This window comes from Enterococcus sp. DIV0008, assembly GCF_050542615.1.
In the GTDB taxonomy this organism is placed as follows: Bacteria; Bacillota; Bacilli; order Lactobacillales; family Enterococcaceae; genus Enterococcus_D; species Enterococcus_D innesii.
Window position 1 is genome coordinate 2,546,776 of sequence record NZ_CP172937.1, and the last position, 16,920, is coordinate 2,563,695.

Annotated in this window: 16 protein-coding genes; 6 read left to right on the forward strand and 10 right to left on the reverse strand. The window is 44.1% G+C overall.

The window, feature by feature from the left end; translation table 11 throughout:
* Positions 1-19: 19 nt before the first annotated feature.
* The 4 genes from trxA to zapA form a co-directional block, all read right to left on the reverse strand.
* Entirely contained in the window at positions 20-334 is a 315-nt protein-coding gene (gene trxA / locus IGI84_RS11955) for a thioredoxin (protein WP_005228645.1), read from the reverse strand.
* Positions 335-430: 96 nt separating this feature from the next.
* Positions 431-2,794 (reverse strand): endonuclease MutS2, encoded by a 2,364-nt coding sequence (locus tag IGI84_RS11960; RefSeq protein WP_430600414.1) that lies wholly within the window; start codon positions 2,792-2,794, stop codon positions 431-433.
* Between the two features lie 78 nt (positions 2,795-2,872).
* Positions 2,873-3,427, reverse strand: coding sequence for a CvpA family protein (locus tag IGI84_RS11965; protein WP_005234314.1), 555 nt, complete (start codon positions 3,425-3,427; stop codon positions 2,873-2,875).
* A 23-nt stretch (positions 3,428-3,450) separates the two neighbouring features.
* Entirely contained in the window at positions 3,451-3,891 is a 441-nt protein-coding gene (gene zapA, locus IGI84_RS11970) for a cell division protein ZapA (RefSeq protein WP_005228634.1), read from the reverse strand.
* Between the two features lie 216 nt (positions 3,892-4,107).
* Between zapA and rnhC the strand changes: the two genes are divergently transcribed.
* Entirely contained in the window at positions 4,108-5,034 is a 927-nt protein-coding gene (gene rnhC, locus IGI84_RS11975) for a ribonuclease HIII (protein WP_216682311.1), read from the forward strand.
* Positions 5,035-5,122: 88 nt separating this feature from the next.
* Here the strand turns inward: rnhC and IGI84_RS11980 are convergent, their stop codons facing one another.
* The gene (locus tag IGI84_RS11980) at positions 5,123-6,103 is read right to left on the reverse strand and encodes an ROK family protein (protein ID WP_216697793.1); all 981 of its coding nucleotides are present in this window, start codon (positions 6,101-6,103) and stop codon (positions 5,123-5,125) included.
* 170 nt (positions 6,104-6,273) lie between these two features.
* Here IGI84_RS11980 and IGI84_RS11985 point away from each other — a divergent pair, with 170 nt between their 5' ends.
* The 3 genes from IGI84_RS11985 to IGI84_RS11995 are packed head-to-tail and all read left to right on the forward strand — an operon-like array spanning position 6,274 to position 8,177.
* Positions 6,274-6,666 (forward strand): VOC family protein, encoded by a 393-nt coding sequence (locus tag IGI84_RS11985; protein WP_016619764.1) that lies wholly within the window; start codon positions 6,274-6,276, stop codon positions 6,664-6,666.
* A gap of 13 nt (positions 6,667-6,679) precedes the next feature.
* Entirely contained in the window at positions 6,680-7,321 is a 642-nt protein-coding gene (locus IGI84_RS11990) for a sugar O-acetyltransferase (protein WP_081116352.1), read from the forward strand.
* Positions 7,322-7,340: 19 nt separating this feature from the next.
* Positions 7,341-8,177 carry a histidinol-phosphatase HisJ family protein gene (locus IGI84_RS11995; RefSeq protein WP_194195081.1) on the forward strand — a complete coding sequence of 279 codons (837 nt, stop codon included), beginning with the start codon at positions 7,341-7,343 and terminating at the stop codon, positions 8,175-8,177.
* A gap of 117 nt (positions 8,178-8,294) precedes the next feature.
* Here IGI84_RS11995 and IGI84_RS12000 read toward each other — a convergent pair whose 3' ends face one another.
* The 4 genes from IGI84_RS12000 to IGI84_RS12015 form a co-directional block, all read right to left on the reverse strand.
* Positions 8,295-10,019, reverse strand: coding sequence for an ABC transporter permease/substrate binding protein (locus IGI84_RS12000; RefSeq protein ID WP_430600415.1), 1,725 nt, complete (start codon positions 10,017-10,019; stop codon positions 8,295-8,297).
* Positions 10,012-11,226: a quaternary amine ABC transporter ATP-binding protein gene (locus tag IGI84_RS12005; RefSeq protein ID WP_430600416.1), complete on the reverse strand. Its 1,215-nt coding sequence runs from the start codon at positions 11,224-11,226 to the stop codon at positions 10,012-10,014. Before IGI84_RS12005 ends, IGI84_RS12000 begins: the two co-directional genes overlap by 8 nt.
* Before the next feature lie 135 nt (positions 11,227-11,361).
* The gene (locus IGI84_RS12010) at positions 11,362-12,015 is read right to left on the reverse strand and encodes a GntR family transcriptional regulator (RefSeq protein ID WP_005234303.1); all 654 of its coding nucleotides are present in this window, start codon (positions 12,013-12,015) and stop codon (positions 11,362-11,364) included.
* Between the two features lie 54 nt (positions 12,016-12,069).
* Positions 12,070-13,263 (reverse strand): NAD(P)-dependent oxidoreductase, encoded by a 1,194-nt coding sequence (locus IGI84_RS12015; protein WP_140965983.1) that lies wholly within the window; start codon positions 13,261-13,263, stop codon positions 12,070-12,072.
* 94 nt (positions 13,264-13,357) lie between these two features.
* On the opposite strand from IGI84_RS12015, the gene IGI84_RS12020 reads away from it, so the two are divergent.
* Positions 13,358-13,981: a DapH/DapD/GlmU-related protein gene (locus tag IGI84_RS12020; protein WP_142425568.1), complete on the forward strand. Its 624-nt coding sequence runs from the start codon at positions 13,358-13,360 to the stop codon at positions 13,979-13,981.
* 194 nt (positions 13,982-14,175) lie between these two features.
* Positions 14,176-15,714, forward strand: coding sequence for an AMP-binding protein (locus IGI84_RS12025; RefSeq protein WP_140965981.1), 1,539 nt, complete (start codon positions 14,176-14,178; stop codon positions 15,712-15,714).
* 73 nt (positions 15,715-15,787) lie between these two features.
* Here the strand turns inward: IGI84_RS12025 and menC are convergent, their stop codons facing one another.
* Positions 15,788-16,915, reverse strand: coding sequence for an o-succinylbenzoate synthase (gene menC / locus IGI84_RS12030; protein ID WP_216682313.1), 1,128 nt, complete (start codon positions 16,913-16,915; stop codon positions 15,788-15,790).
* Between the last annotated feature and the right edge of the window lie 5 nt (positions 16,916-16,920).

Sequence of the window (16,920 nt, forward strand, 5' to 3'; positions counted from 1 at the left end):
TTAAAAAACATTTCTTCTATTACATATGTTCTGCAACTAAAGCTTTCAATTGATCTTTTGTATGAACCCCAATTGCTTTATCAACCACTTGTCCGTCTTTTTTCAACAACAAAGTTGGGATAGACATGATTCCGAATGAAGCAGGTGTTTCAGGATTTTCATCCACATCCATTTTCACGATCTTCAATTCGTCTTCCTCATATTCATTCGCTAATTGTTCCAAGATCGGTGCTTGCATACGACAAGGGCCACACCAAGTTGCCCAAAAATCAATAAGGACTAAGCCTTTATCGGTTTCTTCTGAAAAAGTTTTATCGGTAATTTCTTTTGCCATCGTACTTCCCCTCCATTTTTAAAACTAAAAAAAGTATACCACGTATCGGAAGTTTTTTAAAACCGTCTGCTTACAAAAGGTAAGGGTTCTTAACGTTTAGTTAAACTTCACAATGGTCGCTCCATTGCCTCCTTGATTTGCTGGGGCAAATTCAAAACTTTTCACCGAGCGATGTTTTTTTAGGTAGTCAGTGATCCCTTGACGCAATGCGCCGGTTCCTTTACCGTGAACGATCGTCACCTGCGGATAACCTGCCAAAATTGCTGCATCCAAATACTGATCCACTTCATTGAGGGCTTCTTCGTACCGCTTGCCGCGTAAATCCAACTGATTGACCACTGGACTGCTGTCAGCAGAACGAATCGTATTAACGATACGCTGTGTAGGCTCCTTCACTGGCGCTGCTGGTTGGAGATCTGTTTCTGGCAAATTCATTTTCAGAATGCCGATTTGGACTTGCCACTGATTTTTACCGGCTTTTTTCAACAGTACCCCGCGCTGCCCATAAGAAGTTACGAGTACCTCGTCTCCTTCTTTCAGCGTCTTAGCTGCTTTGGCTTTTTGCAGAACCTTGTTTTTTTGCAGATGTTCTTCTTGCTGCAGTCCTGATAGCTTGGTGCGCGCATCGATCAGTTCGTGTTCTTTGACCTTCGTTTGACCGCCAGCTAACTGCATTTTACGAATATCGGCAATGATTTTTTCTGATTCCTCTTTAGCCTCTTCTACAATTTGATTGGCTTTTTGACGGGCTTTTGCCAATTCTTTTTCGCGTTCTTCAAAGAAATAACTGTAAGCTGCTTCCAATTCTTGGTGCAAGCGGGCTGCTTCTTTTACATGATGACGAACTTCCAGATACTCCGTTTCCGTCATTTTGCGTCGATTTTCCAAATCAGCGATCATTTCATTCAGATCTTGACTTTCTCCATCCATGATCTCTTTGGCTTGGTCAATGATGGTATCTGGCAAGCCAAGTCTTTTCGAAATCTCAAACGCATTGCTTCGTCCTGGAACCCCGATCAACAAGCGATAGGTTGGACTTAAGGTATCAACATCAAATTCCATAGAGGCGTTGATCGTATTGGATCGGTTATAGCCATAAACTTTCAATTCTGGATAATGGGTCGTCGCCATGACATAAGCCGACTTAGCCCCAAGTTCGTCCAAAATCGCAATCGCTAGTGCCGCCCCTTCTTGAGGATCGGTCCCAGCACCTAGTTCATCAAAAAGCACCAGACTTGTTTCGTCGACTTTTTTCAACACATCAACGATCGTTGTCATATGTGAAGAAAAGGTCGATAGGCTTTGCTCAATGGATTGTTCATCACCAATGTCCGCAAAAATTTCATTGAAGACCCCCATTTGGCTTTCTTCTTCTGCCAGAATTGGTAAGCCGGCTTGGCCCATGATCTGCAACAGCCCTAATGTTTTTAAGGTGATGGTTTTCCCACCGGTATTCGGCCCAGTAATGACAACAGCTTGATAGTCTTTTCCAATCGTAATATCGTTAGGAACGACTTTTTCTTGATCGATCAATGGGTGACGTGCTTGTTTAAAAAAGACATGGTTATCTTGATTGATCGCTGGTACGACCGCCTTCATCTCTTTCCCAAAGCGAGCCTTGGCATTCATGAAATCCATGATCCCGATCACATACGCATTATGGAGAATCTCTCTTTGGTATGGGGCTAACTCTGCTGATAATTCTGCTAAAATACGAGTGATTTCGTCCCGTTCCGCAATTTGATGTTGACGCAAACGGTTATTTTGTTCCACTACTTGTTTTGGTTCGATAAACAAGGTTTGACCAGAGGAACTTTGGTCGTGAACCACGCCGCCAAAAACACCTCGGTATTCTTGTTTGACTGGAATCACATAACGCTCATTTCGCATGGTTACGATCGTATCACTTAGATACTTTGCATTGCCACCTCGGACGATGCCATCCAATGTCTCGCGAATCGTCCGTTCTGCTCGTCGGATCGATTGGCGAATTCCCCGTAGTGCTGGAGAGGCATCGTCTGTGACTCGGCCATCCTCATCGATAGATTCTTTCAAGCGACGATTCAAGGTTGGCAAAGACACCAACTGTTCTTCCCAGTGATACAAGCGGGAAAATTCAATCTCACTTTCAGACAAATCAGCAAAAAAGCGTTTCAATTCCTGCGTGGTTGATAAGACGCGGGCAACTTGTGCCAATTCAACGCCGTTTAAATCTGCGCCGATTTCGATCCGTTTCATTTGGGGACGAATATTCTCAATTTTTGGTACAGGGATTCCGCCTCTTAAACGCTGGATCTTGATCGCGTCTTCTGTTTCTGCTAGCCAAGAGGAAATGACTTGCTCATCACTTGATGGCACAAGCTTTGCTAAGGCTTCTTTTCCTTGGGCTGTTACGATATACTGACCGATTTGACTCTTTACTTGTTCAAATCCTAAAACATCAAGGATCTTAGTATTCATTCTTTTCTCACCTGCTTTGTTTTAACTTTTTGTTCCTAAGAAAAAGGCAGAATGGCTCTGCAACCATCTGCCTGCTTTTTACCCAATCACATCTGTGATCCACAATCGATAGAAGTAATCTGAGAGAATCGGTGACCGATCAACGATGAAATTCGCAGTTCCGCTCGTTTCAAACAGATTTTGAATCGTGGCAAACGGGATCATTGAGAGAATCATGAAAAACATATACAAATTGATATACATCAAGATGACATTCAAAACACCCGCAACTGCCCAGTCATAGCCGCCTAAAAAACGTAGGCGTTTGTAACGCAAACTGTCTGCAAAAATCACTAATAGTTTGGTGATCAGCCAACCAGCAAAGAGTACCATCACAAAAGCGATGGCCGCATAATAGGCTTTGTCTAAATCTAAAGCCAGTTCCATATCGTAGTATTTTAACTTTGAATCCGCCGTTACTGACATATAAGGAACATAGAGCTCAATTTTTTTCGCAATTTCTTGGTAATTCGCAACTGCAAAGAAAAAAGAGATCAAATAGCCCAAAACTGAGACCAATTGTAAACTGGTTCCGCGCCGCGCGCCGCCATAAAAGGCTGCCAACAACAAAACCAAGACAAATAATCCAATCATTTAGGAATCCTTTCTACGCCGCACTACCCATGGGCTGTCTTTTCTTGAATTTTTCGTTTCCTTTGTTCATTTAAGATCTGTTGTGCTTCCACATGATTATGGATCTCCACATCACTGCGACCTGTCTCATCGAGAACTTTCCGTGCTTCGGATTCGATCGCTTCGATCCGCTTGATACGATTCTCAAGCTCCGTTGCTTTAATGGCTTGTCCCCGCAATTCGTCCACTTTTTTTTGTAGGACCAACAGCTGTTCTTGTTTTTTCAGCTGGTCGGAAACAGCGTTGATCGCTAATAAGATCGACGCTTGTTCTTGATCGGTTTGTGGCGACAATTGCATGATCTCAAGCAGTTGGTCATTGACCAATCTTGTCACCATATCCATGTGTTCTTTGCTTTCGCGTCCAATAATCGTGTAACTTTGATTCGCGATAACTGCTTTATAGCGTTTCTTTTGCTCCGTCATAGGAATATTTCCTCCCATTGCTTACATTCTGCTCTATTCTATCACTTATTGAACATGTGTCGCAAACTCTTAACTATTATACGTGATTTTCTTATGAATTTCCATGCCAATCGTTTGTTTGCTGATCGTCTTAGTAAAAAAGAATAAGAAGTATGGTAAAATCTTAAAGTATCCTTTTGTCTACCTAAAAAAAGACAAAAAATCAGGAGGAATCAAATGAGTACGATCGTTATCAAAGTACCAACTTCAACTATCCAAAAAATGCAGCAATTTTATCAACGAGAATTGCTGGCGAAGAAAGTTCCTTATACAGTGTTTGTCGCCAAAAAAGGGCCAACGACGATCACTGCTTATACGTCTGGAAAAGTCATGTTTCAAGGAGCGACTGCTGAAAAAGAAGCTTCCTTATGGGGCGACACGGCTAGTGCTGTACCGGATAAGAAAAAAGCGCCTGTTTCAACCACTGCGTTGCCAGCAGGATTTAGCGAAAAAAGCGTCGTCGGCAGTGACGAGGTCGGCAACGGCAGTTATTTCGGTCCTATGGTGGTCTGTGCCGTCTATGCCAAAAAAGAGCAATTACCACAGCTGAAAGCCTTAGGTGTCAAGGACTCAAAAATGCTGACAGATCCAGAGATCCGTAAGATGGCGCCGAAAATCAAAGAATTGGTTCCTTACCAATTGCTCACTGTCACGCCCAGCAAATACAACGAGATCCAACCAAAATACAACACGGTCCGAATGAAAGTTGCTTTGCATAATCAAGCCATTCGTTTGCTTTTGCAAAAAATTGCTCCTGAGACACCAGATGCCATTTTGATCGATCAGTTCACGAGCGAAAAAAATTATCGCACCTATTTAAAGTCGGAACAAGCAGCGGTCACCGAAAAGCTCTATTTTGCGACGAAGGGTGAACAATATCATCTAGCAGTAGCGGCAGCCTCTATTTTATGCCGTACAGTCTTTTTGGATGAATTAGAGGCAGCCTCCAAAGAAATCGGTATGCGTTTGCCTTCTGGCGCCCACACAGCTGCTGACCAAGTTGCCGCAAAATTACTACAACAAGGTGGCATAGCACTATTGAGCAAATATGCCAAACTGCATTTTGCGAATACCGAAAAAGCACAGAAACTCGCTAAGCTGTGAGTTCTCGTATTTTCAAAAAAACTGCCACTACTTCTGATAAAGGAAGCGGTGGCAGTTTTTGTCCTAAGTACCAAGTGAATGCTGCGAATCAAAGCCCTAAGCCAGCTGCTTCGATTCCCATCGTGATTAAACCAGCCAAATAATTTTCTGAAAACCGATCGGAAAAGTGTAATTTTGGCAAGACGCCATACTGAAACACTGCTGCCAGCTGCTTTTCCAAAAAGGAGCGCGACACGAGCGCCTGCCATTCAGAGGGCAAAAACAAAATGACTTGATGCGGGTCCGTCACTGCCACGATCGCTTGGAGAGTGGCAGTCACTTGTTCTGGGATCGCCTCTGTTGCCAACGGGTAAGAAGCCGTGTAGAGATGCGGCAAATGCTTGATTTCGCCACTTAAATGGTTGGCTCCTTTAAAGAGCTGTTGGTCGATGACTAGTCCCGCACCTGGCGGATAATTTTTCGGAAAATAAATGCCAGCCACGATTTTTTTCTCTTCTTTGAAATGAAATACCGCAGCATTCACGTCATTCTCAATAAGCGCTTTTACAGCGATCTCTTTTTCAATCAATTCTCCTAACGCCATGTCCTTAAATGCCGGAGCATCCATGATCTTCAGTCTTCCAGCAATTTCCACACCCGGAATCCCCACGACTGCCAAGCCGATTTTCGGGTATTTCTGTTTTATCTGACGAATCACTTGCAAGAACTGCGGCAATCGGCCCTCTGCTGACTGCTCATGATGCAAAATGTTCCCCACGAGATCAACAACTGAAAAACGAATCACGATCTGCTGATCTTCTTCGATAAACTGAATGATCAACAACAGTGTCCGTTGTGCATTGTACTGGTAAGCCGCAGCTTGACGTCCCCCCGTTCGTTGCGGTTGATCCGTCGTCAAAAGTAGTTGCTTTTCAATCAATTCAGGAAGCAACTTGTTGATCGTTACCACGCTTAATTGAGAGGCATCTGCCAGTTGGCGCTTGGTCATAGGCGCTTGCTGCTGTTTTAGCAAATTCAGCAAAACTGCCTGATTATGTAATTTAATGGTCGTTGGCTGATAAGCTTTCATTTTTCTCCCCCTCAACGCTCCTATTTTAACAGATAAAAAGCTGGGAATATACCTTTATTAATTTTGTTAACAAAGGTATAATAGAAGCAACTTATTAAACAAAGTTTACTAAGTTCAAAAAGGAACGAAGAAAGAACGACGCATGTTGCTTATTAAAGGAGTTGTCGATAATGAAAATTGAACACATCGCACTATATGTCAATGATTTGGAAAAAATGAGGACATTTTATGAAACCTACTTTCAGGCGGTCAGCAACCCAAAATACCATAATCCGAAAACAGGCTTTCAGTCCTATTTTTTGACCTTTGATTCTGGAAGTCGGTTAGAATTAACGACCAAGAAATTTTTAAGCCCTCGTGTCAGTGAAAGCTTAGGCTACACTCACCTTGCGATAGCAGTTGGTGATCAAGCTGACGTCGATCGATACGCTCAACGGTTTGTTGAAGATGGCTACCCTCTTTTAAATGGTCCTCGTACAACAGGCGATGGCTATTATGAAGCAGTTGTCCAAGACCCCGAAGGCAATTTGATTGAATTAACCACCGACGATTTACCGTCTTAGAAAGGATTTTGCAATGAAAGAAGACTTTGATTATCAAGCGATGTTGGCTGGTCAATTGTATCAAGCTGCTGGCATTCTCCCTGAGAATGGTTCAGCGGAGGGAAAAAAACGTGCCCAGGAAATCAACCACTTACCAGTCGATGACCGAGAACGAATCATCGCCAAAGAAAAAGCACTCTTTGGCAAATTTGGGCAGCATTGCTTTGTCCAACCACCCCTTTATGTTGATTATGGTCGCCATGTTGAGATTGGTGATCACTTTTATGCCAATATGGATTGCATTTTTTTAGATGTCAATAAGATTCTGATTGGTGATCATGTGATGGTGGGACCACGGGTCAGCTTCTATACCGCCAGTCATCCAATCGATTCTGTGGTCCGCAGTCAAGATTTGGAATTTGGCCTACCGATCACCGTCGAAGATTACGTTTGGATCGGGGGCAATAGTACGATTTTACCAGGTGTCACGATCGGCAAACATGCCATCGTCGCTGCTGGATCCGTCGTCACAAAAGATGTGCCGCCGAATACGATCGTCGGCGGCAATCCAGCCCGTGTGATCCGTGAGATTCAGCCGGCTGACAAAGAACATTGGGAGACTGCCGCCCAGCTCTATCATCAAAAACGAGCAGACTGGCAGAAGCAGCAAAAATAACGAAACAAAAGGAGACGCCATGATTTTTACAGACTATCACGTTCATAGTGATTACAGCGATGATTCTTGGTATTTGATGGAAGATGTAGTCAAAGACGCCATTAAACTAGGCTTAGCAGAAATCTGCTTTACCGATCATGTTGATTATGGGGTCAAAGAAGACTGGCAAGCGACGGATACATACCTCGTCGGAGCCAATAAAGTCGTAAAAAATGTCTACTACGACTTGTATTTTAACGAACTGGCACGCTTAAAGGAAACATACAGTGACCAAATCAAGCTAAAAACTGGGCTGGAATTTGGGATGCAAATGCACACGATCCCACAATTTACCCGTCTTTATCGTTCGCATCCCTTTGATTTCATTTTACTTTCCGTTCATCAGGTAGACGATCAAGAATTTTGGACCGGAGAATTTCAAAAAGGACGCAGCCAACAGGAATGCTACGAGCGCTATTATGATGAAATGTATCAACTAGTCACGACATATAAAGAGTATTCCGTCTTAGCCCATATGGATTTGATTCGTCGTTATTTAGATAAAGAGAAGGACGCTTTTAAACAAACGAAAGAACAAATCGCAGAGATCTTGAAAGTCGTGATCAAAGATGGCAAAGGCATTGAACTGAATACCTCTTCCCACCGTTACGGAATCAATGGGTATACGCCATCGATCGAGATCCTCAAGCTTTATCGTGACTTGGGGGGAAGCGTGCTAACCATCGGCAGCGATAGTCATAAACCAGAGCAGCTCGGGTTTCAAATCAAAGAGGGACAAGATCTTTTACGATCATTAGGATTTACTGAACTCTGTACGTTTGAACAGATGCAGCCGATTTTTCATCGTTTTGCTTAACTTGCACAAAAGCTCCGTCTTTTGCAAAAATCATCCCCTCGTCTTTCGTTACGAACCTAAGTATTTTAAACAAAAAAAGAACGACCGCTTTAATCTGCGGTCGTTCTTTTTTAGACATTAGTTCGTCCAAGCAGCAACTTCTTCTGGGTGATTGGCTACCCAATCTTTGGCTGCATCTTCGGCTGACGTTCCGTCATTGATTGCTAACATGACTTCTTCCATGTCTTCTTGTGTCCAGTTGAAACGATCAAGTACTTCGTAGACTTCTGGCATGTCATCTGCTAATCCTTGGCGTACAACAGTATTGATGCTTTCTGCTTCACCCATTGTTCCTTCAGGATCATCCAGATATTTCAGATCATATTTCGCAAACATCCAATGTGGAGACCAACCAGTAATAACGATCTCATCTTGGTTCTTGATGGCTTGGCCCAATGCCACTGTCATCGCTCCTGAAGAAGAGGTAGCGACATTCCAATCTGAAAGGTTGTCATACGTCGCAACCGTATTTTCCGCTGCATTCACGACCCCAGCGCCTGGTTCGATACCAGTGATGGTTTTGCCAGATTCGTCAGAAAGGTCTGCGATGGAATCTACATCCATATAGCTTGGTACAACGATCCCCAGTTTTGCCCCTTCTAAGTTAGGACCCAAGTTCTCGACTTGGTCTTGGTACTGTTCATACTGGGATTGATGCGTAGATGGCAGCCAAGCAGCAACCATCCCGTCAACTTCCCCTTTTGCCACCGATTCCCACATGATGGCATTATCCAATGGCGTCGTATTGACTTCGTAGCCCATTTGCGACAAGACTTCTGCCACCACATGGGTAGATGCAACTTCCGTATCCCATTCGACATACGCCAAGTTCACCGTGCCTTTGCTGTTAGAAACATTTCCAAAAGCAAACGATGCTCCAATCAAAGCAACGACTGCCGCTGCAGCAATCCCGCCAAAAAGACGTTTTTGTTTGCGACTCGTCTTGCTCGCTGCTTTTTGATGTGCCGAACGGTTCAAATTCTGGGTAAAGCGATCCATAATGATCGCCAAAATAACTAAGGATACCCCACTGACAAATCCGTTACCGACTTGTGCTCGTTGTAAGGCGGATAAGACGCCGCGCCCTAACCCAGGAGCACCGATCATTGACGCGATCACGACCATTGATAATGCCAGCATCGTCGTTTGGTTGACCCCAGCCAAAATAGTACTTTTGGCTAGTGGCAATTCTAATTTGATCAGTTTTTGCCAGCCAGTCCCACCGAAGGAATCAGAGGCTTCTACCAATTCACGAGAAATTTGGCGAATCCCTAAGTTCGTCATCCGAACGGTTGGTGGTAGAGCAAAGATCACTGAGGCGAAGACCCCAGGAACCATGCCGATCCCAAAGAAAGCAACCGCAGGAATCAAATAAACGAAACCAGGCATCGTTTGCATAAAGTCTAAGATTGGCGTCACGATGCTTTGCGCTTTTTCGCTTTTCGCCATTAAGATCCCTAGTGGAATCCCAATGATGATCGAAACCAAACTTGACAACAAGACCAACGTCACGGTGTTCATCAAGTCTGTCCATAACCCTTGATTATAGATGAACAGCAACCCAACAAAAGTAAAGGCTGGCAAGCCGAATTTTTTGCGTGAAACGAAAAAGGCAGCAGCCGTCAATAAGACGATCATTAACAACGGTGGTACAAACAATAATACATTTGTAATAGCGTCCATGATAAATTGTCCGAAAGACTGTAAGGCTGAAAACAATCCACTGAAAGTTCCTGTTAGCCAATCAGTAAAGTTTTCGACCCAATCAGCTACCGGAATCGTATGGTGTAAGAAATTATCCATTTGTCACTACCCCTTCCTCTGCTTGAGCGGCTGAATCGGTCTCAGCCAACGCTTCAATCACGCTTCCGCGGATCACGACTCCGATCAAACGATCATTTTCTACCACAGCTAAAGGTGTAGGCGAATCATAGATCAAATTGAAGATATCCGTTACCAGCATATCTTTATCAATCTTTTTAACATTTTTATCAATAACTTCCTTCAAGTTCAGATTGTTTTTCCGTGCCTCACGAGCAGACTCGGCTGTCAAACTTCCTTTTAGGTGACGACGTTTGTCAACGGCTAACAACATGCTGACTTCTTCTTTCCGCATCCGGTTCAATGCTACGCTTGGTCCATCGATCTCGATGTTCGTCGTCAATGCTGGAACCATGATGTTTTGCGCAGTCAAGACTTTGGAACGATCGACATCTTCCACGAAATCACGCACGTATTGGTTGGCAGGATTCGTCAAAATATCTTCTCCTGTACCGATCTGCATGATCTGACCATCTTTCATTAAAGCGATCCGGTCACCGATCCGCAAGGCCTCGTTCAAATCATGGGTGATAAAGATGATCGTTTTTTGAACATTGGCTTGTAGTTCTAAAAGTTCATCTTGCATTTCACGGCGAATCAGCGGATCGAGTGCTGAAAAGGCTTCGTCCATCAAGAGGATCTCTGGATCATTGGCTAACGCACGGGCAAGTCCCACACGCTGTTGCATCCCTCCAGACAGCTGGTCAGGATATTGGTCTTTAAATGAAAGCAACCCTGAGTTTTCTAACGCTTTTTCCGCTTTCGCTGTTCGTTCTTCTTTCGAGACCCCACGGACTTCTAGTCCGTATTCTGTGTTCTCTAAAATCGTCCGATGAGGGAAAAGGCCAAAGCTTTGGAAAACCATGTTGATTTTGTGACGGCGAACTTCTCGCAGTTCTTCTTTACTCATTTTAGCAACATCCACGCCATCTATGTAAATATCTCCGCCAGACGGCTCGATCAATCGATTCAAGAGGCGAATCAATGTTGACTTCCCGCTTCCAGAAAGGCCCATGATGACGAAAATCTCGCCTTCGTTGACTTCGAAGTTCACATCATAGACCCCGACGGTGGCACCCGTTTTTTCTAAAATCTCGTTTTTGCTACGTTGTTCTTTGACCATGGCAAGAGCTTGCTGCTTTTTCTTACCGAAGATTTTGGTTAAGTGTTCCACTTTAACTTTACTCAAATGATTAATACTCCTTTTTCTGAAAAATTTCACGAAAGTGACCATACTATCTTAACAAGATGTGGTCACTTTGTCAAAAAAAATTTCCCAATGCTTTTTCTTTTGCAAAAAAAGCATGGGAATCAGGAAAAAGAATTACGCTGAATGGTCCGTTGGATAGAAGAAATTGGTCATGCGCTGCAACGCCAGTTCATTTCCGACAAAATAAATCGTATTGCCTGCACTAAATTTCGCATAAGGTCCTGGTGACAACAACAATTCTTCGGTTGTTTGGATTGCGATGATCGTCGCCCCTGTGGCTTGCCAAATATTCAATTCATTGATACTTTTTTCCAAATGCTGCGCTTGTTCCGTCAACTGAAGTTCAAAGGGCACAAACGGACTCATGTGGTGTACCTTTTTGGTCTGCTGCACTAACGTGTTCAACAAGTCAGAAAAATTATCCAGCTCTTGCTGCTGCCGCTCCACACTGTCTAAAATGTCTTGTCTGATTTCTTGGATCGACTGCACATCTTGGTATTGTTCCACAAAGGCCTGTGCTTTTTCCTTTGAAGCAATATAGGCGCCGCTGCCATGACGGACATCCATGATTTCTAAATCAACTAATACATTGATCGCTTTACGGGCTGTTTCAGGAGAGACATTGAAATTGCTGGCTAACGTTGAGCGTGCATGGATCTTTTGCCCAACTTGGTAGCGATTTTCAACGATTCGTTCCGCGATCGCCACGGCAATCTGCTGATAACGAGGCAAAGCGACCTTCTTTTTATCTTGAAACTTATTCGTCATGATGAACTTCCTTTACTTTTTTTTCATCATAACAAGAAACATTGTTGGTGGCAACTATTCACTGATTCGCGGATTTTTGATCAAACGTACACGAATGATTGCCCCTGCCTGCTGCATCTGTTTTTGCAGATCTTGCAGCAGCGTTTCATTTGTCTCATCAAGATCGATCAAGGTATAGGCGACTCCGGCTTTTCTTTCACTTGTCAAATTATCGATATCTACACCTGCTTCAGAAATGATCCGCAATAATGGGGCAAAAGCACCAGGCTTGTCGTGATAAAACAGCGCCAAGCGATACGGTGCCAAAAAAGGCAACTCTGCATGAGGAAAGTTGACCGATTCTTGAATCGTCCCAGCGCGCAAATAGGCATGCATGCGATCAAAAACTACGTGATCCCCTTTTTCCAAGGCATTGGTAGTACTACCGCCAATATGCGGATAGCACAATACTTTCGGTTGGCCGATCAAGCCCGCACTAGGAAAATCAGTGATGTATTGTTTGAGCTGATTTTTGGCTAATGCTTCTAAGACGGCTGTTTCTTCCACGATCTCCCCACGACCAAAATTCATCAGCACTGCATTTTTTTTCATCTGCTGAATCGTTCGTCGATTCAGCAAGCCGTGGGTCTCTTGACTCAAAGGAAGCAAAACCACCACAAAATCTGATTCGGCCAACAGTACGTGCAAGTCACTGACTTGTTCGTAATCGTGGGCCGCTTTTTTCGTACGGGCATAGCCGAGGACTTCCATTCCTAACTGGTGACAGGCTTTTGCCACCCGTTCACCGATCTCTCCTAAGCCTAAAATACCGATGGTTTTTCCAGCTAATTCTTCGCCGATCACTTCTTTTCGCCGTTCTTCAGCTACCTTCAACACATCTTCTGCTTCAATTTGACCTGACGTTAGCTCTTCTTGCAAATCGGCTACCGTCTGGATGGCTTTGAATAAGGGGCGAACGCTGAGAAACAAATTGGAGAGCACCAATTCTTTGACTGCATTGGCATTGACACCGGGACTATTGAAGACTACTGTGCCATTTTGAGTACACCGTGCCAAATCGATCGTATTGGTGCCTGTTCCTGAGCGAGCGATCACCGCTAATTTGGGTGTGATCAATTCGTTAGGAACCGTTGAACTGCGTACAAACAGCGCCTCTGGGGCCGCTTGATTTTTTAACGTGTATCCTTTTTTGATTGCTCGCTTACCTATCGTTTCGGTCATCTTATCTAACTGATAAATCGTCTCCATAACGCAGACCTCCTTTTGTCTTTAGTGCGTATTAGTCAAATAGTACAAAAAAGTGCGGTAAAATGATAGCAATACGCAAGAGAGGATGATTACTATGCACCTATCGATCACAAATTTTCCAGATAAACAGCCGATCGTCGGCAAAGACTCGCAGCTTCAAGACACAACTTTAGGAGACTATGTCGAAATTGGCGAAGCCAATCACATTGATCATTCTTCCATCGGCAATTATACCTATACGGGGCAATATTGCTTTATTCAGAACAGTCAATTAGGACGTTTTATCAGTATCGCAGCGATGGTCCGCATCGGCCCCACCAATCATCCCTATGAACGCCCTAGTCAGCATCTTTTTGCCTATAATGGCGAAGGCTATGGATTTGCGCCAAAGGACGAGTCCTTCTTAGAAAAACGCAAAGCAAAAACGACCGTCATTGGCAATGATGTCTGGATCGGCCACGGTGCCGTGATCCAATCTGGTTTGACCGTCGGTGATGGTGCCGTGATCGCCTCAAACGCAGTCGTAACCAAAGATGTGCCGCCTTATGCGATCGTCGGCGGGGTTCCAGCAAAAGTGATCAAATACCGCTTTGATCCAGAAACGATCACTGCTTTAAAAGAAATCGCTTGGTGGAATTGGAGTCGTGCAGAATTAGAAGCACGCTATCCGGATTTCCGGCTCCCAATCGAAGATTTTGTAGTAAAATACACCCGTTGATTATGCGCTTTTTCCGCTTAGTACGAGGAATGAATGATAACACATCACAGTCATTCATTCTTCGAAAGTCTTTGAGGGAAGGATTTTTTAGAAATAAATAAAAAACACTGAAAATCTATTGTATCGAGAAATTCCTGTGCTAAAATGGAGAAATCAAATGAAGTTTTTCACGAACTTTTAAAGGAGTGTTCTATTTGACCATTTTAGACTATCGTCCATTAAATCTTTACACCAATTACCGCGAAGCTGCCGAGGCATTTCCTGACACAACCATCATCCACGATGAAGTGCTGCCAGCATTTCCTGAACTTGGCTATCGTAGTACCTACCGTTCGAGCCATGAAATGATTTTAAAACGTGCGTACCAACTTGCTGCACTAGGCGTGCAAGCCGGCGATAAAATCATTCTTTACAAATCTTCAAAATTCGATACCTATTTATTAGCAACGGCTGCTTCTTACCTTGGTGCCGTTCCTGCCATGATCTCCTATCATTTTCCTGCTGAAACCATCGAAGTGTTTGTGGATCGCTTAGAAGATCCATTCATCTTATTTGATGAAGAAACCGAAGGCCGCGTCGCACAAGTGAAAAATAGCAGTACTGACAAACAGATTGCTGTTCGTCATCTGCTGCAACAACCAGCGGAACCAGTGGCCCAAACTGAGTTACCGGTGGATCAAATTTCTTATATGACCCACACTTCTGGAACAACGGGTATTCCAAAATTGATTTGTCATTCGGCAAACTCCATGGGCTGGCGGACAAAATGGCAAAAAACGATCTTCACCAAGATTGATCGCACCAAAGCAGACTCTGATTTAATTGCGTTCCATATCTCACCGGTGCACTCCCGCTTCAATATTGGCATCTCATCCTTGATGGCGATGGGCTTTCCGATGATGCCATTAGCCAATGCCAACGGCGCTCATGTCGTAAGCATGCTAAAAGAATACCCACCAATCGCTTTGGAAACTCATCCAAACAATTTTGTCCAATGGAGCTTTGTAGCAAAAGAACAACCAGATGCTTTCGCCAATATTCGCTATTACCATTCAACCTTTGATGCCATCAACAACCAAACAATGGCCACTTTTTTAAATACTTCAGCAACAAAAGAAGCAATCTTTTTGCAAGTCTATGGTCAAAGTGAATGCGGGCCAATGATCCTAAAAGCACATACCTTAGAAAGCATCGCTACCAACGATGCCCGTGATATGGGTGTGGGTCTCGAGGACTTAACGAGAGCACGGATCGCCGATGCAGAGGGCAACGAGCTGCCAGCCAATACCGATGGGCACATCCATTTCCTTTCAAAAGGACGCGCGTTGACCTATTATAAAGAAGATCAGCGTTTTGCTGACAATGTCTATGGCGCTTGGTGGGACAGTGGTGACTACGGCATGATGGATGATCAGGGCCATCTTTACTTAAAAGACCGTCAAGTGGACTTGATCAAAAATATTGAAAGCAATCTTGCCTTGGAAGACCTTTTGCTAGATCATTTAGACTTCCTTGCCGAAGTTGTGATTGTTCGCGACAAAGAAAACTCACCACAACCAATCATTGCTTTAGCGCCAAATCGTGAAATGGATTGGGATGCTTGGTGGAAAATGGTGGAAGATCTCCCTCACCTCAATCAGCCAATTTTACGCGACTACGAAGATATCCCACGAACAGCAACCATGAAAGTTCAACGACTACAAATTGAAAAAGAATTCAAAAACGCAGACTAAAACAAAAGAAACGGCCAGCAGATTTCCCTGCTCGCCGTTTCTTTTGCTTTCGCTGTGTTTTCTTTCGCTGCGGTTATTCTTTCGCTGACCGTTTTCTTGAGTAGATACGTTCTTTAGATTGCCCATATTGACTTAGCTTTGTTTCAGCTAATGTGATACCAAAGCCCTTTCCATCAGGTACCAGCAGCTTGCCTTCATGCAAAGTTGCAGGCTGTGTAATGACATCATCATAAAAGTAACGGTCAGAAGCGGAAAGGTCCCCGGGAAAATGGAAAATATCTTGACTCGCAAATTGCAAATTCATGGCTCGTCCTACACCAGACTCAAACATGCCGCCTAACCAAACAAGCAGTCCATGGGTTTGACATCGATCAAGGATCCGCAAAGCTTCGGTGATCCCACCGACACGAGGGATTTTCAGGTTGATCGCACGGCAGCTGTCCAGTGCTGCGACTGTATCGACGTCTTCTGCCGTTCGAATATCTTCATCCAAACATAGAGGCGTCTTCATCTGTCGCTGTAGCTGACTGTGCCCCACCAGATCTCGTACCTTAAGGGGTTGCTCGATCATCACCAAGCCTAAGTCATCCAATGCCAAAATGCGTTCAGGCTCACTTTGATAGGCCCCGTTCGCATCTGCCATCAAAAGCAATTCTGGAAAGGCTTGTCGAATCGCTCGCAAGGGTGCCACATCTTGCCCCGGCTTGATTTTTAACTTGATTCGTTGATACCCTTGGGCGACATAAGCGGCAACAAGAGCCATTAGTTTTTCGACAGAGTCTTGTATGCCGATACTAACGCCAACAGCGACACTCGGTCGGGTTGCGGTATACAGCTCTTTCACACTTTGATGCGTTTGCTTGCCATATAGATCCCAAATTGCTGTTTCCAAAGCCGATTTTGCCATGTAGTTTCCTTGGACCGTTTGAAACAATTGCCAAACTTCTTGCGGATGCTCGATCTCCTGGTCAATCAATAATGGGATCAGTGCTGTTTCAATCACTTGTCGAGCAGAAAAGAGGGTTTCTTCAATGTAATCTGGCTGCTCAAAAGCGACCAATTCACCGATGCCAACCATTCCATCCTCTGCCGTCACCAAATAAAGATCAAAGGCTTTTTCTGTTAATTGTCCGTAACTTGTCACAAAGGGTTGTTTGAGGGGCAAGCGACAGGCGATGCGTTCAATTTTTTCAATCTTCATTGCGT